This is a genomic window from Dyadobacter koreensis, from assembly GCF_900108855.1.
GTDB lineage: Bacteria > Bacteroidota > Bacteroidia > Cytophagales > Spirosomataceae > Dyadobacter > Dyadobacter koreensis.
The window spans coordinates 196,563-219,068 of record NZ_FNXY01000009.1 but is presented as its reverse complement, the minus strand read 5'-3'; the positions used below and the strand labels follow the sequence as shown (position 1 = coordinate 219,068).

General features: G+C 41.2%; 13 protein-coding genes. 5 read left to right on the top strand and 8 right to left on the bottom strand.

The genetic code is table 11. The annotated features are described in order from the left end of the window. The first annotated feature begins 56 nt into the window (after window positions 1-56). Window positions 57-1,100 carry a hemin-degrading factor gene (locus BMY70_RS26130; RefSeq protein ID WP_090340391.1) on the top strand — a complete coding sequence of 348 codons (1,044 nt, stop codon included), beginning with the start codon at window positions 57-59 and terminating at the stop codon, window positions 1,098-1,100. Between the two features lie 258 nt (window positions 1,101-1,358). On the opposite strand, the gene BMY70_RS26125 is transcribed toward BMY70_RS26130, so the two are convergent. Both BMY70_RS26125 and BMY70_RS26120 read right to left on the bottom strand, forming a co-directional pair. Continuing rightward, on the bottom strand, window positions 1,359-6,809 hold the full coding sequence (locus tag BMY70_RS26125; RefSeq protein WP_090340389.1) for an alpha-2-macroglobulin family protein: 5,451 nt from the start codon (window positions 6,807-6,809) through the stop codon (window positions 1,359-1,361). Between the two features lie 195 nt (window positions 6,810-7,004). After that, window positions 7,005-8,228, bottom strand: a complete 1,224-nt coding sequence (locus BMY70_RS26120) for a 4-hydroxy-3-methylbut-2-enyl diphosphate reductase (protein ID WP_090340386.1) — start codon at window positions 8,226-8,228, stop codon at window positions 7,005-7,007. 284 nt (window positions 8,229-8,512) lie between these two features. On the opposite strand from BMY70_RS26120, the gene BMY70_RS26115 reads away from it, so the two are divergent. The 3 genes from BMY70_RS26115 to BMY70_RS26105 all read left to right on the top strand — a co-directional run bounded on the left by BMY70_RS26115 (window position 8,513) and on the right by BMY70_RS26105 (window position 10,802). Beyond that, a complete protein-coding gene (locus tag BMY70_RS26115) occupies window positions 8,513-9,079 on the top strand; it encodes an RNA polymerase sigma factor (RefSeq protein WP_090340383.1) in 567 nt (188 codons plus the stop codon). Window positions 9,080-9,190: 111 nt separating this feature from the next. Continuing rightward, on the top strand, window positions 9,191-9,781 hold the full coding sequence (locus BMY70_RS26110; RefSeq protein ID WP_090340379.1) for a hypothetical protein: 591 nt from the start codon (window positions 9,191-9,193) through the stop codon (window positions 9,779-9,781). Continuing rightward, window positions 9,753-10,802, top strand: a complete 1,050-nt coding sequence (locus tag BMY70_RS26105; RefSeq protein ID WP_090340376.1) for a DUF4097 family beta strand repeat-containing protein — start codon at window positions 9,753-9,755, stop codon at window positions 10,800-10,802. Before BMY70_RS26110 ends, BMY70_RS26105 begins: the two co-directional genes overlap by 29 nt. Before the next feature lie 8 nt (window positions 10,803-10,810). On the opposite strand, the gene bshC is transcribed toward BMY70_RS26105, so the two are convergent. From bshC to BMY70_RS26075, 6 genes are all read right to left on the bottom strand, one after another. Next, a complete protein-coding gene (gene bshC / locus BMY70_RS26100) occupies window positions 10,811-12,370 on the bottom strand; it encodes a bacillithiol biosynthesis cysteine-adding enzyme BshC (RefSeq protein ID WP_090340372.1) in 1,560 nt (519 codons plus the stop codon). 323 nt (window positions 12,371-12,693) lie between these two features. Beyond that, window positions 12,694-14,511, bottom strand: a complete 1,818-nt coding sequence (locus BMY70_RS26095; protein WP_090340369.1) for an acyl-CoA dehydrogenase FadE — start codon at window positions 14,509-14,511, stop codon at window positions 12,694-12,696. Window positions 14,512-14,714: 203 nt separating this feature from the next. Continuing rightward, on the bottom strand, window positions 14,715-15,833 hold the full coding sequence (locus BMY70_RS26090) for a glycosyltransferase (RefSeq protein ID WP_090340366.1): 1,119 nt from the start codon (window positions 15,831-15,833) through the stop codon (window positions 14,715-14,717). Next, window positions 15,830-16,834, bottom strand: a complete 1,005-nt coding sequence (locus tag BMY70_RS26085) for a glycosyltransferase family 2 protein (RefSeq protein WP_090340364.1) — start codon at window positions 16,832-16,834, stop codon at window positions 15,830-15,832. The genes BMY70_RS26090 and BMY70_RS26085 overlap by 4 nt, the downstream gene beginning before the upstream one ends. Window positions 16,835-16,942: 108 nt before the next feature. After that, window positions 16,943-18,121: an acetyl-CoA C-acyltransferase gene (locus tag BMY70_RS26080; protein WP_090340361.1), complete on the bottom strand. Its 1,179-nt coding sequence runs from the start codon at window positions 18,119-18,121 to the stop codon at window positions 16,943-16,945. A gap of 171 nt (window positions 18,122-18,292) precedes the next feature. After that, window positions 18,293-18,523, bottom strand: a complete 231-nt coding sequence (locus BMY70_RS26075; RefSeq protein WP_090340359.1) for a PspC domain-containing protein — start codon at window positions 18,521-18,523, stop codon at window positions 18,293-18,295. Window positions 18,524-19,007: 484 nt separating this feature from the next. Here BMY70_RS26075 and secA point away from each other — a divergent pair, with 484 nt between their 5' ends. Further along, complete coding sequence (secA, locus tag BMY70_RS26070) at window positions 19,008-22,352, top strand: preprotein translocase subunit SecA (protein WP_090340356.1); 3,345 nt, start codon at window positions 19,008-19,010, stop codon at window positions 22,350-22,352. The last annotated feature ends 154 nt before the right edge of the window (window positions 22,353-22,506 follow it).

Sequence of the window (22,506 nt, the reverse complement as noted above, 5' to 3'; positions counted from 1 at the left end):
AAACAAATTTTTAAAATATTAAAATAAACATCTCCGTATCAAAATTATCATTCGCTATGAAAACAGTATTAGAATCTAACCGTGCTGCGCTGAAAGAAAGCTGGGCTGAATTTAAAACCCAAAATCCAAAGACGCGTATTCGCGATGCAGCCAGGGAGCTGGATACAACAGAGGCGGATTTGCTGGCAACTGGCCTTGGTGAAAATATAACTTTACTTGAAGGAGATTTTCGCGAATTGTTGAAAGAAGTGCAGTCTTTAGGTTATGTGATGGCACTTACGCGTAACGATCATGTCGTACATGAGCGGAAGGGAATTTACGAAAATGTTTCTTTCAACAATCATGTCGGACTGGTTTTAGGCCCTGATATCGATCTTCGATTATTTTTGGGTGACTGGAAATTCGGTTTTGCTGTTCATGAAGGCGATCGTTTCAGTTTACAGTTCTTCAACAGTTTCGGCGACGCAACGCACAAAATTTACTTGACAGAACAAAGCAACAAAGAGGCATACGATGCTTTGGTTGAAAAATACCGCGCGGCTGATCAGAATAATATGGCTTTAACGGCCGCGAAACCTGAGAAAAAAGCGGAAGAACCAGCAGATGATATCGACACAGCTGCATTCCAGGCGGAATGGCTGACTTTGAAAGACACACATGAATTTTTCGGGCTGTTACGCAAATATAAATTGTCAAGAAAAGAAGCGCTCCGGCATGCACCGGAGGGATATGCTTATCAAATTAAGCCTGAGAGCATGAAGGCAGTTTTTGACGCGGCTTCTGAGAAGGAATTGCCGATAATGGTTTTCGTGTCCAATCCAAACTGTATCCAGATCCACACAGGACCAGTCAAAAAAATATTTGTTATGGGGCCCTGGTTGAATATCATGGATCCGGCTTTCAATCTGCATTTACGTGAAGATGCTATTGACGAAGCATGGGTTGTCAGAAAACCTACTGAGGATGGCATTGTTACAGGTATTGAACTGATTGATAGAGAGGGTGTTATGTTTAATCAGTTCTTTGGAAAACGTAAACCAGGGTCGCCGGAACTTATTGAGTGGCAAGAATTAGTTGAAAAAGCTGTCATCAGGAAATAAGATTATTGAAAACATTAATGACAATATATAATTTCGCCATAGTGATTCAAATGGGCTGTCTCGTTTCGGGGCAGTCCTTTTTTATGACGTTTTTCATATTGTTTCTGGGATGGTTTTTATTGGTCAGACGGCGGAAATAGCCGTCCGACCGGAGGCCCGTCCGACGGTTTTTTCTACCGTCGGACGGGTAAAAAACTTTCTGAAAAGCCAAAAATATCCAGGTACTTGAAATTAGACATGAATCTGAAAGGAATCCCTTTACTCAACCTTCAACTTCCCACCTCCCGAATAACTTCTGAATTCCCCTTGATACATCGCATCGGCGGCCACCGGACCAGCCATAAATGTTCCTTTTGAAACCACCCTAATCTGGTAATAAAATGACTTTTCCCTTTTATCAGCAGTTGTGAAAAAATGAATCCGATCGTCCCGGATATCGAAATGAGTTGGTATTGCTGCATTTATAATCCAGGGCATATCACGAGGTTCGGTGATCCGTGGATTCTCTATTTCAAAACCAGCTGGTAACAAATCTGTTATAACCACATTCTCAACAGGCAAACCATTGGTACTTGAAAGCGATAATTTCACAATGATCAAATCATTTTGATGTAATGTAGTAATCTGTTTTCCATCCCGGTTCAAATAATATCTGCGGATACTTAACCCCTGATCTTCCTGGGAGAATGCACCCGTGGGAGACATTCCTTCTGACTGTGAGAACCAGTACAAATTGCCCTTACCTTGCGTTGTGACGGTCAATTTTTTGTTGGCAATATCTCGCGTAAGTTTCAATTCTTTACCATCAAACACTGCAATTTTCCTGCCGTCATTAGCGACTGATCCCGTGACCGTCGAGGCTGAGGTTTTCTTCGCAATTTTCCCCAATGCTAATACGGCAAAACTTGCCTCCTGCGTGTTTATATAGGAAGCCGATTGTATCGCCGAAGAAAGTTGCCGTCCAAGTGATATTATTTGCATATTATTACCATCTGTTTCCAACAAAGTATTCAAAACCAGTCCAAGATTTCTTAATGGAGAGGAATAGCTGTCATCGAAAACCATACTGTCCTTTTGATACACATAATTTTTCGGTAAAATTGCTCCGGAACTCCTTGTATCACCAATTAATTGAAATGCTCCTGCAAGTAAATATCTTGCGTCCAACGTCAGTAATTGCGGATTTTGTTTGTAATAATTCATGGCAGAACGATTGGGCGAACCGCTCAATGCGAGAACATACAACGAATAAATTGCTTCACGGCGAGCAACGGTTTTTCGGACTTGCGTCACCGATTCTTTTGGCAAATTGTTAGAAGAACTGGCAATTGCAATCTCTCTGGTAGCTGTCGTCCCCGTTTTGGAAGTAAGATAATCGGTTGCTTTGCCTAACGTTCTTGGATTTACTTCAAATCCTGCCCGGCGCGCCTCTTCCATGAAATGGACCGCATAGGCTGTTGTCCACCAATCTTCCATTGCCGCGCCTGGCCACATGACCGCGCCACCATTAAATAATTGCTGCGACTCAATTTTACGTAGTGCCTGCTGAACATTGGTAACCGGATTGAAATCGCTATCTCCCGTTTTTACCAGATACACCGGCGTCGCCATTGCTTTCGTCAAGTCGGCAAAGTAAAGTTGTGGAAATGCTTTCGAGATCGTTTGTTCCAGACAACCATATGGATATCCCAGCAAAGTTGATAACGCTTTTCCTCCTCCGCCAACCAAAGGTGAACGGCTCAGGACAACCTGGCCTTTGCTGGTTGCTGGAATAAAACTATTGGCAAGATTAATAATTCCCTGTTGCCCGCCGGCGATTAATCCGGAATTGGTCGTTTTTAATAGTGGTGAAGCTGGTCGAACCGTGATATCAGTTTGCTGCATGAACGTTTCGCCAAACGCATTTACTTTTACAGTTACTTTTCCTAATCCGATTGCCATTAAAGCTTTCACAGAAAATACAGCTCTGGTTTCTTTTCCTGGTGGAATGATGATTTTTTGAACTGTAGGCATTGATCCGGTATTAAGCGGACCGTTCACTTGCAGCGTCACGGTTGCATCTGCAGATTTTTGTTCTGTATTACTAATATTAACCGGCAGAACGAGCTCATCGCCCGGACTTAAAAAACGAGGCAGACCATTACTTATTACAACCGGATCTGCTACTTTCATATTTTTTGTCGCTGAACCAAAGGCATTGTCCTTGTATGCAACAGCCATAACTCTCAAATCTCCGCTGAATTGGGGAACATTTATATCAAAAGTTGCTTCTCCGCTTCCATTCGTCATCATTTGCCCACTCCAGAAAGATACCAGTTCAGTTCTTCCGTTGCTTAATGGATTGATACGTTTTTCCAGATCATAACCGTCGCCGCCAAAACTGGACGCGCCGGCGCTATTTAATTCCGGAAATAATAACGCATACAAATTATGGCTGGTAACTTCCAAAGCGCGTTTTTGATAGAAATATCCATGAATGTCCGGCGTCCTGAAATTCTTGATCTGCAAAATCCCTTCATCTACCACCGCAATTGTTACCTGCGTATTCGGTTGCGTTTTGATATGAATTCGCTGCTTAGTTTTTGATCTTGATTTATCCACGGACATGATCGCCAGAGGCAGATTTCGCTTTACATCTTCTACTAAAACCGGGATAAATCCATTGGCAACAGTCAGTGGAAGATCAGAATTGTCAAGCGGGCGAATTAACGTGGCAGTGACAAAAACGTTAGGCAAATGATCTTCTTTCAAGCTTAACTTTAGTTCGGCTGCCTTCTTTTCTGTTTGCAGAATGTGATGCTCCAGAACGTGATTTCGCTCCACTGTAACAAGCAATCTTCCGTCAAACGGAGTTTTGAATAATATCTTCGAAGTTTCCCCAACCTTATATTTTGGTTTATCCGTTTCCATCAAAACCCGCCCTTCACTACTTACCTCGAACGAAGAATATTGTGTGAAACCGGAGCCGTATGCGAAAAAATTGGCTACACTATAGTGCTCAGCATCCGGCCTGCGAATTCTGACTTCATATTCTCCTGAAACGGTCGGGACATATCGAAACGTATTCTTTCCGTTTGCCAGATTCAGCACGTTGGAATAGACAAGTTTTTCACTTTTTCTTGAAGTATAGGTCAATTGCTCATTTTTCTTTTCAACCACCGTTTGATATTCAAGGCGAACGACTTCAATTTTGGCCTTTATATCATTCTGCAACGTCCCTTTGCTATTAACGCCTACAACTTCAATCGGAAGCGGCGCATTTACACCTACATAAGAATCCGGCAGATGAATGCCATAAAATATGTTTTGTGTAAAAACCTCAAATTTATGAAGGCGATTTACAGGCCGGCCGTTTTCATCAAAAACTGTCACATAAATCTTTCCTTCTAAAACTCCAATATCTTTGAGGCCAGCTGCCAGAGGGAATTTTTCAGTCGCTTGTCCCAGTTCATTCGTTACACCTTGTCTTCTTTCTTTTTCAAAAGTAGTTTCGGCAGGAATATCAAAAGTGAATTCGGGAAATTTTGCAGCAGCAAAAGATTTCCGTTTCAGCTGCAATTCCATTTCATAAGTCCTGTTGCTGGCAGGTGGACCAAATAAATTCAGAGCAGTAGCACGCAAAGAAATTGTAGCTCCGGAAACATATTCTTTCAGCGTACCACTCAAATCAACTTTGATCCTGTCTGGCATAAATTCTTCAACATTGACAGACTGAGAGGCCAGTAATACGTCGTTGGCATTATAAACTTCTAACACATAAGTTCCCGTCAGCGCCGAGGTTTCCATCGCAACTTCTGTTTCTACTGCACCTTGTTTGTTGGTATTTTTCCGCCAGGTCCGGTATTCTCTTCCGTTAGGTGTTACCAAACGTAATTTTAATGGAATTTCTGCCGCAGTCTGCCAGTTTTGGTTTCGGAGTACAGTGTTAAAAAAAAGCGTTTCTCCAGGCCGGTACATATCCCGCTGTCCATAAATAAATGCCTGTAAACCAGAAGTATTATCCCGCAAACCCTCGACTTCGAAACGGGAAGTTTCAACGCGTGTATCGTTTAAAAGCAGATAATTGAAGTCATTTTTATTACCGGCGGTTAGCATTGCCAGTTTAAATCCAGGTGCTTTTTCGCTCAATTTATCGACATGAGCAATGCCGTCTCTATCTGTTGTTGCAGTATAAACCGACTGGTTATTGCTGCTTATTAAAGTAATTTCAAGGTTTGGTAATGGCTCATTGGTTTTAATTGAATTGGCAAAAACCCAAAGTTCATCTGTTCCCTGCTTTGCGATCAGCCCGATATCCGATATGGAAACCAGTTTCGTTGCGCCGAGGTATGCTTCTTCTTTAGAATTTACCGAAACAAGATAAATTCCTCGACGGCCGTTATCGTCCGGAAGTGCGATATTTAAAGCAGATATCCCCTTTGTTTTTGGGAGATTTTCGGTTTCAACTACTTTGTTTACAATTACATCACTGAAATTTCCTTCTTCATCACCATTATAATTGAACGTTCCCGTGGCTTTCCATTCTTCGCCCACATAGCCATATTCTTCCCAGCGGTTCGAACGAACATAATTTAGAATATTATTGGCGTAAAGTTTTGAAATTTTAACCTGCACTTTCGGCACGTTGACGATCTGGACGCCCATATTCCGGGAACCTTTCGGCGTCATGTAAAGTGCTTTTTTATTGGCAAACGAGATTCCCGCCGGCATTTTTCCAAAGAAAAGATCACGTGATGCTTCATGATCTAAACTTTTGCCCAGAACGCCTTTTAAATTTTTATTGATTAAAAGTGCATACGTATCAGTTTCATTAAAATCACCATGTAGAATAAATCCATTTTCGGTGACCTCACTAGTTATTGTTGCTGCGGGGTTAATCGAAAATCCGGTTTCGATACTTTCTTTTACAATTTCCTGCGTTGTGATAATTCTGACAAAAGCAGCGTTATTTTCAAAACCAGTTTTGATATCTGATACTTCCAGATGAAGCGGAGATGGCAAACTTGTCGTTCTTTCTAGAATTTCCTGCGTAACATAGGTTGTATTCTGCGCTTTCAAACCTTTATCCAATTTAACGGTAAGAGGAATGGCATTGTTATCCGCAGCACCATTGCTCGACAAAGCCAGCACAACATTTTTACTTTCCGCTGACGGTAAAATTTTATACGAAACAGACTTATCCTCAATTAATAATTTCAATTTTTCAGTAACATTCTCCGTATTGACAGGGTAGTTGAAAATTAATTTTATTCGTGCTTCCTGACGACCTGTCTCTTTTGAAAGTGTCCACCAGCTTTCCGTTTCAATTAGCTGGAGATAAGGCGTGTGAAAACTGATTGCTTCTCGCGAGATTTCGTATTTTTTGTCGGTTTTGGATTGTTTTAGTAACGCACTCGTGAGTTTGGCTTTATAATTCGTAGCTGAGCCAAAACCTGCCACCGGCGAAAATACCAGTTCATTTGGCGCCGACCATTTGAATTTTCCTCTTACCGCAGGCTCGAAAAGAATATATTGTGTGGAATCCCAATCATTAAGCTGGCTTTCCTGAACGAGATCTTTGTTGAAGGTGAAAACTAAATTCTGTGACTGGCCGATTTCTTCCTGGAAGTTCGTACCGGCAATTCTGACTTCATTGAGGGAGGAGCAGCTATTGAAAAAATACGCAAGAAAAAAAATAGAAGCTAGTGTGGTAAAAGAGATATTTCTCATGAGCATACGAACGAAATTTTCAGACTAACAGGACTTTGTTACCGGCAATAACGTTTTTTTATCCCAAATCAGGATATAAAAAACGGATGATTTTTTAGGACAAAAAACCATCCGTCTAATTTAGCTTTATTCGTATGAAATATGCTTTCGATCCGTCCGGGAATGTGTTAACGGTATCGTTATTTTTCAAAAGTTTCAGAAAGCCTGCATTACTTCTTCTATTGGTTTTGCACCTTCGAAAAATGATAAAAGGCGCATCAAAATGCCTTCTACAACAGCGTCAGGGCAAGAAGCGCCGCAGGTTAGCATAATTTTTACCGGAGACTTTTCAGGAAGATAATTTTCAGAAACTACTTCCTCTTTTGTATGAAGATTGAAGTGTCTGATCAGTTGTCTATCCAGAATTTTGTTAACCGATTCTATAAAATAAGTTGGAAGTTTGGCCTCACAAAGTTCTACTAAGTGAGAGGTATTTGAACTGTTATATCCTCCTGCAACAATTACCAGATCAGCCGGATGTGTCAGCAAAGCATAGGTCGCATCCTGATTATCGTTGGTTGCATAACAAAGCGTGTCGCGGGTATTCGCAAAACGGGTTTCTACTTCTTCCGGCCGCAGCTTGTAATGTTTTGTCATTACATTTTTTAAATAATCTGCAATGCCTTGTGTGTCAGATGCAAGCATTGTCGTTTGGTTCACAACCCCAATTCGCTGCAGATCTTTTTCCGGATTAAACCCTTCCGAAAACTGGCCTTTAAAATCTTCAAAAAATTGTTGTGTGGGCAACTCGCCGGTAATGTAGGAAGCAAGACGAATGGTTTGCGCCATATCTTCAACGACAATCGTCGGTGCATTTTCTTTGCTATGTGAAAAAGTGGCGCGGGTTTCCTCGTGGAAAGGCTTTCCATGCACGACAATCGAATAATCTTTTTCACCAATCTGTGCTGCCCGGTTCCAGACTTTTTCTACGAATGGGCAAGTGGTATCGTACACATAAGAATTAATCCCGAGCTCATTCAATTTTTGCTGATTCTCAACAGTTGTCCCAAAAGCAGGAACGATTACAATGTCAGCCGGCGTAAGCTCTTCCCAGGGAATCAGCTGTTTCCCTTTGGTATCCATGATGAATTTGACACCACGATCGGTCAGGTCACGGTTCACATCCGGATTGTGAATCATCTCACTCAGCAGAAAAATTCTTTTGTCAGGATTCTCTGAAATCGCCTTGTAGGCGATATCAATTGCATTTTCAACCCCGTAGCAAAAGCCGAAATGGCGTGCGATCAGAAACTGGACCGGCCCGAAATCTAACACTGTTGGTGTAAAATCACGTTTCAGTTTATCGTTTTTTCGACGGAATTCCTTGATCGGTGTGATAATTTGGCTCCGGTAAAAATCGGGTATATTAAACGTTTTCATTTACGGTTTCAGTAGATTATAAGTAACAAAATAGGCCATTTTTGCGCAATAGTCAAAACAAGTGTGCTTCTTTTGATAACAAATGCGGGATTGGCTTTGTTCAAAAGGCTTTCGGCTTTCGGCCGTAAGCTTTCAACTTGTTGATTACTCTTAATTTTTGGTTGCTTTTACCCGACTGCTGACAGCCGAAAGCCGACTGCCACCAAATTATTTTGTAATTTGATGCAACATCTGCGTTCTCTTTTGCCTCTTTAATTCAGAACGTTCAAATCTAAACCTTCTGCTTGAAAACGAAATTGTACACCGACCAGCATGTCGAACTGGTAGAGCGTTGTAAACTCGGAGAGCGCAAAGCGCAATATGAGTTATACAAATGTTACTCTAAAGCTATGTTCAACATTTGCATGCGGATCATAAATCATATGGGGGAAGCGGAAGATGTCTTGCAGGAGGCTTTTGTCGATGCTTTTACCAATCTTCATCAATTTCGGCAGCAATCGACTTTTGGAGCGTGGTTTAAGCAGATAGTCGTAAATAAATCAATCAATCATCTGAGAAGCAGAAAGGTTAAATGGGTTGAAATAGATGAATTTAACGAAACGTTAGAGGGAAGCGAAGAAATTGAAACAAGTTTCGGCTGGTATGAAAATGATACAACTCTGGAAGTTGAGCGGATCCGGAATGCGGTTTTGAGGTTGCCGGACGGTTATCGGGTCGTTGTTAGTTTGTATTTATTTGAAGGATATGATCACGAGGAAATTGGAGAAGTTTTGGGGATCAGTGAAACGACATCCAGAACGCAGTATATGCGGGGAAAACGTAAATTGACAGAGTTGCTGGGTAAAGTTTAACGGGACGGCGCGCAACGCTAATTATAAATGAGGAGTAAACAGAGACAGTATATCAAACTAAACAATTGTATCATTTGAATCAAAACTTTACACTTTATATGTTAATGATCAATGAAAAAGTCTTCTGATAAAAAAGATCGTCTAGAGAGGTTTGTGCGGGATAATAGGGATGGATTTGACGCTTTCTTACCTCAGGATTCTTTGTGGGACCGAATTGAAAACAGTATTCCCTCGGCACCCGCAGAACCGCAAAGAAAAGTAAAGCGCTTAACGAACCATTATTTCGACTGGCGGATTGCAGCCGGCGTTTTACTTGCCCTGGGCGTTGGTTACCTCTTCTACCTCAATAATGAATATGGTGTCACCCGCGACCCCGGAGTAGCGCTTAAAGTACCAGCTTATGCACGGGAATTCAATCAATACAACACGCTGATTGATGAAAAGCGGAGTGAAATTTTAAAGCTTGCCAGTAATAATCCGGAACTCTACAAGGATTTTTCCGCTGATCTCAAAAGTCTTGAGGTGAGTTATCAAAATCTTAAATCAGATTTGGGCAATGCTCCTAATCAGGAGGCATTGATTCGTGCTATGATTGAAAATCTACAATATCAGGTGGATTTGCTCAATCGACAGTTAAATATTTTACAACGTATCAATAAGGCAACCCAAAGCCATGAAAAAGATAATTCACCTACTGTTTAGTTTCACACTGTTATGGCCATCACTCGGTTTTTCAACAGACCCGGAGCCCTTCATGCTCATCGAAAAACGGAGGCACGTAGTAAAGGTTTATGAAGTTACCGAACGGGATCAATTAATGGTAGACAATCAATATGGAGAAGTTAAGGTCAATTTGTGGGGGAAAAATGAAATAAAAGTTGAAGTAATTATCACGGCAATAGCGCCCAGTGAATCTCAGGTTTCTGAGTATCTGAGTTCGATACGAATTGGTGAAAGCCGCTTAAAAAACCTGATCAGTCTTCGGACAACAATTGATAAAAGCAGTTTTGCCCGGAGCGGATGGAGTAATATGAAGTGGAGAGCCGGCGAGAAAAATTTCATTCAGATTGACTACACAATCTTTATGCCGAAGGAAAATGAACTCGTGGTTAAAAATCAGTTTGGCAATACCAATATTCCGTCTTTCGAGGCTCCGCTTACTATTAATTCCAGACATGGGAATTTCAATGCGAATGTGCTGGGTAATGCGCAAAATGTTATCAATTCACAATTTGGTCAGGTTACGATTGGAAAAATGGAGGGCGGCAATCTGGAATGTGAAAATTCCGATCTGAAAGTAGACAAAGTAAGAACGTTGATGCTGAATATTAAAAGCGGTGAACTTTCAATTGGTGATGTCAATGATCTGACAACCAACATTAATTATTCAAAGGCGATTATTGGGAAATTGCGGGGTACTGGAAAAATTCGATTGAATTATACAAACAATTTCAGAATGGAAGAGCTTCCCTCTTCGGAAGAAAACCTGAATATTCATGCCGAGTTTTCGTCGGTAACACTTCCGGCAGAATCTAACAGTTTTAATGTCACTGTAACGAATGGGGATTTTAGCTTTCCAACAAACGTGAATTTCTCAAAACAGCCGTCTGGGGAAGAAAGATCTCCTAATCAATCGAGACAGTATCAGGGCAAAATTGGTTCGGGATCTGGCGCAAAAATTACCGTTTTCTCTAATTTCGGGGATGTGAAACTAAAAAATTAATCCTTCAATTAAATATTTTGCTCCTCAACCAATACGTTGTAACGGAAATCAAGCGGATCAAATGCATCCATTAATCTGGAAATAAATGCAGGATCGTTCAGATAGAAATTCAGGAAATTGTCATAGCGCTCCTGGGAAGATTTACCTGGGAACAATTTATATTTTAAAGCAAGAAGTTGTTCAATTTCACTTTCGTGATTTCTTTCCTCTGCTTTTCTCAAACGTTTTTCCAGGTTTTCAAATGAGTGTCGGATCCTGGTTTCCTCTGCCTTCACCGCCCCTTCCATCGATCTGTCAATAGCCGTTGCCTTGTTGAGAATGGTTTCAAAAACAGCATAAAAAGATTTCTTTTCCGCATTTAGATCAAGCACATTTGTGGAATGCGTGTCAACAAATTTCTTGCGCAGGCTAACTTCATCCAGAAACAGATCTTCAAAGCTCACCTTCAATTTCTCAGCCCGCTGGCGCTGCTGATCGGTGATATACATAGCGAAATTTCTCGGGATCAACATTGGGAAAGTTACCTTATAATGATCAAAAACTCCCTTTAATTGCATCCAGTAAGGCACTTCCGACGGCCCTCCGATGTAAGCAAGATTCGGTAAAATAATTTCTTCATACAATGGTCGAAGCACAACATTCGGACTGAAATATTCAGGATGTTCTTCAGCCAGTGTAATAATTTCTTCCTCTGTAAAAATCAGATCAGTATTGATAACTTTGTAGAGATTATCTTCCTTGATAATACGTTCACGCAGGTTATCTGCCAGATAAAATAAATTGATTTCGCGGGCATGGAGTGGAGTATGATAACCCAGCGAAGATAGTTTTGAAGTAGTAGCAGTAACGATTTCCGCAGATACGGACGTTGTAAGTTCTTCTTTGATGACAGGGAGAAAGTGGCGTTTCAGATCTGCGTTATCTGCATCTATACAAATCAATCCTTCCTTCCCAAACAATTCGTGCATATAACATCGAACGGCGTCGGCTAACGTTTCATTTTCAAGATACGCTTTTGCAAAAAGTAGTGGTCTGTCCGGAAGAAGTTTTAAAATACTATGCAGCTCCTTCGGATTGAGCTTGCCAACTGCTCCTTTATGCTCTCCTTCCCATCTGTGTGTTTGTCCAAAAAGATTAAATGATGCTATTTCCGCAAAATCATGATCCTCGGAAGCCATCCAGTAAACTGGGACAAAATTATATTCCGGGTATGTTTCCTTTAATTTCCGCGCAAGTTTTATGATTGTTACAATTTTATAAATCACATAAAGCGGGCCTGTAAAAATATTCAGCTGGTGACCTGTGGTAACTGTGAATGTCTTTTCATCCAGAAGAATGGAAAAGTTCGGAAAATATGGCTGTCCTTTATATTGCTCCTCCAAAACTCTAACCAAAGTCTGCCGTTTTTCCTGGCCGAAATTCGCTCGCTGACTGATTATTTCCTTTGCATTTTCTACTGTCGGGAATGTTCCATAAAACTCTTTCAACGAAGGTTTTTGGTCCAGATAATCAAGAAGTAATGTAGGGAACTGACCCGTAGTACGTAAATCAACGGAATGAACTGTCATGAAAGGTGGTTTTTCAGTCTCAATTAAGGAATGCAAAGGATTCAGTATTTAGGGTTACATGCATTATGAAAATAAACCCGGCAAAGGTGCTGAAAGTTCATGAAAAAAACTGAGTTAAACTACTTCATTAACACTTGTTAAATAACAGACCTAAGCTTCGGCTGTAAATTCCAACAAAAAGGCCGGAACTGATGCAGTGCCGGCCTTTCAAATTATTCGTATTGGTTCTTAGATGTTCAGACTGTTGGTCTGTCAAGTTCAAAATAAGTCATTAGCTAGGTTAATAATATTCAGCTTAATAGGCTTGTTTCTCTATTATTTTCTTAAAAAATATAATCATTCTTGGCAATAAGGGCGTCTGCAATGCGGCGTCGGGCTTCTTTAAGATTAAGCGGTTCAATTTTCGTAAATCGTTTTAATCCCATCAGCATCACACGTAATTCATCGCTTTCAGCAAAACTGGTAATCGCTGATTTTCCTGCATTATTTACGCGTTCGACAGCTTCGTGCAGGTAAATCATTGCAATATCTTCTTGTAATGTATTTACGTCTTTTCCGAGTAAATCGATTCTTTTCTCAACACGAAGTAATACAGATTCTGCTGCATAAGTTTCGATAACCATGTCTGCCAGATTCATAATAATCTCCTGTTCTTCCGAAAGTTTGGTCATGAATTTCTGAACTGCCGCACCCGCAACCATAAGAACTGCCTTTTTTAGATTTTTGATAACTTTCTTTTCAGCAGCAAAGGGAGTTTCGTCTTCATCAAATCCGAAATCAGGAATGGACATAATTTCTTTTCCAACCGCCATAGCTGATCCCATTAAATCAAGCTGACCTTTCATCGCACGCTTCAGGAGCATGTCAACGACAAGCAAGCGATTGATTTCGTTAGTACCTTCAAAAATCCGGTTGATTCGACTGTCACGATAAGCCCGGTCCATCGGTGCATCAGCGGAATAACCCATACCGCCGTACACCTGAACGCCTTCATCAACCACATAATCAAGAACCTCTGAGCCATGAACTTTCATGATTGCGCATTCGATCGCTAATTCTTCCAGTGCTTTCAATTTTGCATCGGCGTCGCTGAGCCCTTTTTCTTTCAGGGTAACAATCAGATCGTCAATATTTTGTCCGACACGGTAAGCTGCGGATTCGGTCGTGAACATACGAACGGCCATTTCTGCCAGCTTATGTTTTATCGCTCCGAAATTGGCGATGGATATGCCAAATTGTTTGCGTTCGTTTGCATAATTGATGACCTGTTTTGCCACTTGTTTTGAGCCTCCGAGGGCTGCTGCAGCCAGTTTAATTCTACCAATATTCAGAATATTTACTGCAATTTTAAATCCGTTTCCGCGCTCCGAAAGCATATTTTCGACAGGAACTGCGCAATCATTAAAGAAAATCTGACGGGTATCAGATCCTTTAATCCCCATTTTATGTTCCGGCTCATTCATTGTTATACCACCGAACGTTTTTTCGATGATGAAAGCAGTCAGATTTTTATCTGTTTCGCCGTTAGGCTCAACAACTTTGGCAAAAACAATCAGCAGATCCGCAAATCCACCATTTGTTATCCACATTTTCTGACCGTTGATGATATAATGTTTACCATCATCACTTAGTTTCGCCTTGGTTTTTCCTGAATTTGCATCCGATCCTGAATCAGGCTCCGTGAGACAATAGGCTGCTTTCCACTCGCCCGATGCCAGTTGTGGTAAATATTGTTTTTTCTGAGATTCATTTCCGTAATAAACAATGGGTAACGTTCCGATCCCGGTATGAGCTGACAGTGCAACGGAAAACGAGTTGCCCGCGCCTGTCGCTTCGGCAACAAGCATAGAGGTATTGAAATTCATCCCAAACCCGCCGTATTCTTCCGGAACTACGGTTCCCATTAGTCCAAGTTCGCCAGCCTTATCCATCAAAGATGACATTAACTCAGGACTTTTCGCCTGATCGATCTCATCCAGACGCGGCCAGATTTCTGTACGCAGAAAGTCGCGGCAGGTGTCAGCAATCATTTGCTGTTCTTCGTTAAATTCCTCAGGAATAAAAATCTGTGATGCCAGAGTTTCCTTAATCAGAAATTCTCCTCCTTTGATCGACGTTTTTTTATCTTCTGCCACAGCCATACGATAGATGATTATTTGTGTTGGTTAACAGTTTAGGGAATTAATTGGTATGCTTGCATACTACTTAACTGGAAACAAATATATTTCCTTTCCTATTATTATGCAAGCATACTAATAAGAAATTAATCAGTCATTCAATTCGCTGAAATGAGCCGATTATAGCGGATGTTTTTTCAGTTGGGAAGGAAGGGGAAATTGTGAGATCAGAACTCGTCAATAATTCTCTGCCATTCAGCTATGCCGTTTTCAACATTAAATTCCAGGGCTTTTTTTCGTGATTTCTCTTTATCGAAGGTGGAAAGTTTTTTATTCCAATCGAGCATGCTCCTGACAAATAGATTTATATCCAGATTTGGAACGATAGTACCCAGTTCCGGTGTAATAAATTCTGCCGGGCCACCGCTAGCGAACGAAACAATTGGTTTGCCAAGCCAGGCAGCTTCAACCAAAACCATTCCGAAAGGTTCTTGTCTTGAAGTTAACATAAATCCGTCAGCGGCATCAAGGTAGGAAGCGTAATCTTCTTTTTTCGCACCGATGAGGTGAATTTTTACATTAGTGATCTGCTCACATCTTTTTCTGGTCCAGTATACCAGACCGTCATTTCCAAGGTTTCCGACCCAAACAAGATGAATTTTTGCATTTGGAGGAATTTGAAGCGCGATATCCGGTAGCAGATCAAAGCCTTTTCGGTCAGACGTTGTACCCGACATGATCCAGACAAAATCATCCGGCCCCACGCCCCATTCTTTCCGGATTTGCTTTACCTTTTCCGGATCAGGCTTGATTTCATTCAGGTCAACAAACGGATAAAGTCTCTTCACTTTTTTACTACCAGATTCAGCCAGGCATTTACAAACAGTGTCTGAACAGCCGATTAGCATGCTCGAATCTTTAATTACCGTTTCGAAATCAGTACTGCTAACCTGGGAAAACATCGCTGATAATTCGTGAATATGGGAAATGACAGGAATCTGCAATTCTTTCGCCATTTTAACTACATCAGTCAGCATGACTGTATTGACATACCACAAATCAGCTTTAAATGTCTGTGAAATTTTTTTTATCGCACGATGTGTTGGATGAAATCCGAGGTGAAAGGCGATTTTATCTTTAATCGAAAATTTACCCGGTGCAAAAAAAACAGGAATATCGGGAGGTAGATCATTTAGTAACTCACCATGAGCAAAAGCAACAAGACCCGCCTCAAATTTACTTCTGTCCAGGTATTTGAGCATGTAATAAATAAGCATTTCAGAGCCTGTGCGTGTGGCATAAGGCGTGAAAAACAAGATTTTACGACGGGTACTACTAACGTTCATGATTGGCTAATTAAATCAATATTCTCAGACGGTTTTATTTTAAAAAGCTTTTTCGAGCCAAAAAGTGTCGGCCAGAAATAGTTTAATAAAACGCCTGTCTTCTTTGTAAAAATAAACTGCGTTTTCAATTGAGAAAATGGATTGCCATCTTTTTTGATATTGAAAAGCATTTTCCAGATGAAAATTACAGGAATCATAATTAAATAATGCAGGATCATAAAAAGATATGATGCGACACCGTATTGCTTACGGACCCATAACATATTCGAAACCTGCATTTGAGCGCTAAAACGGTTAATCCATGAGATATTTGAGCGGCGGAATGGATTATCGTTTTCAAGATGTATGAAAGTACAATCCTGGAAATAACACAGTTTCCCCTGCTTGCCAAGGCGCGCTGACCATTCGACATCTTCTCCGTACATGAAAAAATCCTCGTCGAACCCGCCCGCACGTTCAACGGCTTCTTTTCTCACAAAAACGAAAGCGCCGACCAGCCAGTCATACTGATCCGGGTTGTTATATTTTGGTTCTGGATAAAGTTTATTTAGGATACGGTCGACAAGTCCGCTTGGAGGAAGTATGAAAAAAGTTTTACGAAATTCATTGAAGCTCTTATAAAATGGCATCGGTGTACCATCTGCATAATGCTGCAATGCTCCGGACGCTGCGATATCAGTTTGTTCATCCATTCGTCTCAGACATCGCCCAATCACATTATCAGTTACGAGAGTATCTGCATTTAATATCAGAAAATAACGCCCTTTGGCTGCTTTCATGCCTTCATTATTGGCTCTGCCGAATCCTGAATTATAGGTCATATCAATCCATTTGATTTCCGGATATGCCTGACGTACCAGATTTCCTCCACCATTTTCAGGATCATTATCAACAACAATTACCTCGAATTTAACACCGGATGTATGTTCATAAATAGATTGTAAACAATTGATAATTAGCTGAGGTGTTCGGTAATTTATTATAATAATGGACACATCCATGAAATAGCGGCATATAGTTGATGGGCAAAAATAAAGAATCTCCCCGGAAGACAAGCACATCTTCCGGGGAGACCATTGAAAATTAAGCTTATACTTTGTGTAAGGTTTTTAATTCAGGCGTTCAAAAATTCCTGCAACACCTTGTCCGCCACCGACACAGGCTGTAACCATACCGTATTTCTGATTTCTGCGCTCCATTTCATTAAAAAGCTGAACAGAAAGTCTGGCTCCGGTTGAACCCAGCGCATGACCCAGAGCGATCGCGCCTCCGTTTGGATTGACAATTTCAGGATCAATGCCAAGTTCCTGGATCACCGCAAGTGATTGTGCAGCAAAAGCTTCATTTAACTCGATTTGCTGAATATCAGTTAATTTTAATCCAGCTTGTTTTAATGCTTTCGGTACGGCAGCAACAGGCCCGATTCCCATAATTCGTGGATCAACACCAGCAGTTGCGTAAGAAACCATCTTTGCAATTGGTTTTAAACCAAGTTCATTCACCAGTTTTTCAGACATCACAAGAACAAATGCAGCTCCATCAGAAGTCTGTGAAGAATTTCCTGCCGTGACAGATCCGCCTGCTGCAAATACTGGTTTTAATTTATTTAAAGCTTCAAGCGTAGTATCTGCCCGTGGACCTTCGTCTTTGTCTACAATTGTTTCCTTTATTTTTTTCTTACCTGAAACCGGGTCGAAATATGTTTCCTGCACTTTTATCGGAACAATTCCGCTGTCAAACCATCCTTCTTTCTGTGCACGCAATGCTTTCTGGTGCGAGAAAAACGAAAATTCGTCCTGTTTTTCGCGGCTGATATTAAAATCTTTTGAAACTTGTTCAGCTGTCAAACCCATACTAAGATAATAGTCGGGATGATTCTGTGCTATTTCATAATTCAAAGCGGTTTTCCAGCCCATGGTTGGTACCAATGACATAGATTCGGTTCCGCCTGCTATGATACAATCCGCCATTCCGGCATGGATTTTGGCTGACGCCATTGCAATAGCTTCTACGCCAGAGCCGCAATACCGGTTGATTGTGATGCCTGAAACATTTTTTGGAAGTGCTAATAAGGCAACGTATCTTCCCATCTGCATACCTTGCTCCGCTTCCGGAACTGCATTTCCGACAATGACGTCATCCACACGTGTCGGATCTAACTGAGGAATTTTTTCAAGAATATATCTGATCACGTCAGCACCTAAATTATCCGGACGCGTGAAGCGAAAACCACCACGAGATGCCTTTCCTACCGCAGTACGATAACCGGCAACAATGTATGCATTCATAGAATTATATGGTTTTTAAGTCAATGACTAAATATTAAGAGCAAGATATGCCCTGGATTAAAAATAGTATGCAGGCATACTATCGTAAAATTAATAATTATATGTAAAACAAAAAACCGCCGGAATAGTTTTATCCCGGCGGTCCTGAAATACAGTTCATTGATGAAGGCGTTAGTGCATGGCAGAGCTTTCAATGTGATTAGTTGTTTTCACCCCTTTTGGCATCGCAATCCACATAACTATGTAGAATATGAAAACTGGGAAGTGAACCGGGATGAAGAATCCCATCACTAAAAGTACCCTGATAATAACTACGTCAATTTGTAAATAATTGGCGATACCGGCAGCTACACCACCTATTACTTTATTATTTACGTCACGGAATAATCTATTGTTGTTCATGGCTATGTTCGTTTTCTTTGTTATTGTTGATTCAAAGGTACTAGGTGATACATAGTAGTTGTCAAAAATCTTTATGAGTGGTTTCAGAAAGTGAATAGTGGTTGTTTTTGATGAGGAAGAATGCAGGAATTACGGATAAAACTGAATACCGATTTATTTTTTGCAAAACAGCCTTTGTTACAACAAGGAAAGATGATTTTGCCGTTTTATATTAGTTATACCTTAAATTGATTTATTTCCAGCCAGACAAATGAAGGCGAAAGTCATATCTACGGGAGGGTTAAATAGTCGGAATGGCAACAGCTATCTCATAAGCCCAGATTAAAATCCCCTTAGGATTATTGAAATTGTTGTTAAATACTATGCGCAATAAATTACATTTGTAATTGAAAAATAATCTGAATAGCTGACAATCTGGCATTTTGATGCATTCAGGCGTGATATTTTTTAAGTAAAATGAACGATTCACAATACATATACCATCATGTTTAAAATATTTTCGAAGCTATTCGGCACGAAATCCGAGCGCGATTTGAAGGAATTGACTCCTTACGTCGCTTTGGTCAACGCGGAGTACGCGAAACTCGTTTCTTTGTCCAATGATGAACTGAGAGCGCAGTCAGAAGGTCTGAAAGCACATATAGCCGCAGGTTTGAAATCTATCGATGACCAAATCGAAGTACTTCGCACGCAGGCAAATGATGAGCCAAATGTCGATAGCAAGGAGGTGATTTTTAAGAAAATTGATGCCCTGGAGCTAGATCGGAATAAAGAACTTGAAGTAATATTATTGGATATCCTTCCAAAAGCTTTCGCAATTGTTAAGGATACGGCGCGTCGTTTCAAAGAAAATGAAAGTCTTGAAGTTACTGCTTCTTATTTTGACCGTGAAATAGCGACAAAGAAGAAAAATGTTACTATCAATGGCGATAAAGCCGTTTGGAACAGTACCTGGGATGTAATTGGCCAACCGATCAAGTGGAATATGCAGCACTATGATGTGCAGCTTATCGGTGGTTTGGTACTTCACCAGGGAAAAATTTCCGAGATGGCAACAGGGGAAGGAAAGACGCTTGTGGCAACTTTGCCTGCGTTCCTTAATGCCCTTGCAGGTTTAGGTGTTCACATCGTTACGGTGAATGACTACCTGGCAAAACGTGATGCGGAGTGGAATGCGCCTCTTTTTGAATTCCATGGCATGAGCGTTGACTGTATTGACCGTCACCAGCCTAACACGCAGGCACGCCGTGATGCTTATAAGGCAAATCTTACGTACGGCACAAATAACGAATTTGGTTTTGACTACCTGCGTGACAATATGTCACGTACGACTGAAGAACTGGTTCAGCGTAAACACCACTTTGCAATGGTGGATGAGGTCGATTCCGTTTTGATCGACGATGCTCGTACGCCATTGATTATCAGCGGCCCTGTGCCACGCGGCGACGAGCAGGAATACCTGGAGTTAAAGCCTCGTGTTTCGAAAATTGTTGAGGCGCAGAAGAAACTGGCGATGGATTTGCTGAATGAAGCAAAGAAAAAGATTGCGGCAGGTGACAAGAAAGAAGGTTCCCTGGCACTTTTCCGCGCACACCGCGGTATGCCGAAGTATAAACCTTTGATTAAGTATTTAAGTGAATCCGGAATTAAGCAGTTGATGCAGGAATCTGAATCGATTTATCTTGCAGAAAACCAGAAGCTGATGCCACAGGCTGATGCTCCGCTTTATTTTACAATTGACGAAAGACATAATAGTATTGAGCTTACCGAAAAAGGTATCGATTTCCTTACCGGTGAGTCTGAGCAAACAAACTTCTTCATTCTTCCTGATATTGCAGTTGATCTTGATATGATCGAAAAAGATCAGTCTTTGAGCGAGCAGGAACGTGTGATGCAGAAGGAAGCATTGATCCGTGATTATTCCGTCAAAACGGCACGTATCCACACTGTTAACCAGTTATTAAAAGCGTATACACTTTTTGAAAAAGATGTGGAATACGTTCTTATGGATGGAAAAGTTAAGATCGTGGATGAGCAGACAGGTCGTATCATGGACGGCCGTCGTTATTCAGACGGTCTTCACCAGGCGATTGAAGCGAAGGAAAATGTTCGTGTTGAAGATGCGACACAGACTTATGCTACAGTAACACTTCAGAATTATTTCCGTATGTACCATAAGCTTGCAGGTATGACGGGTACTGCCGAAACTGAAGCGGGTGAGTTCTGGGAAATCTATAAACTGGACGTGGTATCAATACCTACTAATGTTCCTGCGGTTCGAAAGGATCAGGAGGATAAGGTATACCGTTCGGTTCGTGAAAAATATAATGCTGTTACGGATGAAATAGTAGAACTGGTTGAAGCTGGCCGTCCTGTTTTGGTAGGTACAACTTCGGTAGAAAATTCCGAAATCATCAGCCGGATGCTAACGCTGCGCAAAATACCACATCAGGTATTGAACGCGAAACAGCACCAGAAAGAAGCAGAAGTTGTGGCAGAAGCTGGTAAGCCAGGTACTGTAACGATCGCGACAAACATGGCTGGTCGAGGTACGGATATCAAACTTACCCCGGAAGCAAAAGCGGCAGGTGGTTTGGCGATTGTCGGTACGGAACGCCATGAAAGTCGTCGCGTTGACAGACAGCTTCGTGGTCGTGCGGGTCGTCAGGGTGATACGGGTTCTTCTCAATTCTTTGTTTCATTGGAAGATAACCTGATGCGTCTTTTCGGCTCAGACCGTATGGCGAAGGTTATGGATAAAATGGGCTTGGAAGAAGGTGAAGTGATCCAGAGCAGCATGATTACGAAATCAATCGAACGTGCTCAGAAAAAAGTAGAAGAAAATAACTTTGGTATGCGTAAACGTCTTCTTGAATATGATGACGTAATGAACTATCAGCGTGATGCCATCTATACACGTCGTCGTAACGCATTGTTCGGAGATCGTCTTGCTGTTGATATTGCAAATACGCTTTATGATGTTTGTGAAGAAATTGTTTCTAACGCCGGAACATATTCCGAGCTTGATCTTGCAACGATCACAACGCTTGGAATTGAACTTCCATTCAGTGAAAATGATAACGTTTCCCTGAAACCTCAGGAAAAAACACAACGTCTTTACGAAGCAGCCGAGAAACATTATCAGGATAAAAATCACGAAATTTCTCAGAAGGCATTACCAATTCTGCAATCGATTTTTGCAGAACGCGGTGCTACAATTACTGAGATCATGATTCCTTTCAGCGACGGAATCCGTCAGACTGGTATTGTTGTAAATCTTAAAAAGGCGTTGGCAAACAACGGTCATGAGATTACGCACGAGATGGAAAAGGCGATTGTACTTTCGCTGATCGACCAGGAGTGGAAAGAGCATCTTCGTGAAATGGATGATTTGAAACAATCAGTTCAGAATGCAGTTTTCGAACAAAAAGATCCTCTGTTGATCTACAAATTCGAATCGGTGGAGCTTTTCAAACGCTTCCTGAGCAAAGTTAATTTTGACATGATTTCGTTCCTGATGAAGGCAGATATCCCGCAGGAGGAGGCTGCCCCGGCTCCGGTTGTCCAGCAGACTGTTAGACGCCCTGCTCCTGCACCGGAACTTCACACAAACCGTGATGAGGATTTTGATGCCAATTTTGATGGACCTGGTGAGTACGCAAATCAAATGGAATCTACGACAAAGGCTCAGCCGATCAAAGTAGATAAAATTGCAGACCGTAATCAGAAGGTATCTGTGCAGTATCGTGACGGACGCGTTTTGCGTGATGTTAAATACAAAAAAGTTGAACAAGAAGTTAAAAACGGCGACTGCGTTGTTATAGAATAATAAATTCATTCGGTTCCGAATGATAAAATTTCAAGTTGAAAATCAGAAGCCTTGCCTTTCTAAATTAGATCGGCAAGGCTTTTTGATACGTGTAAAATCAAGATTTATACGATATTTGTATTTTCAAAGACTAAAAGCGAACGAAATTCCCCTT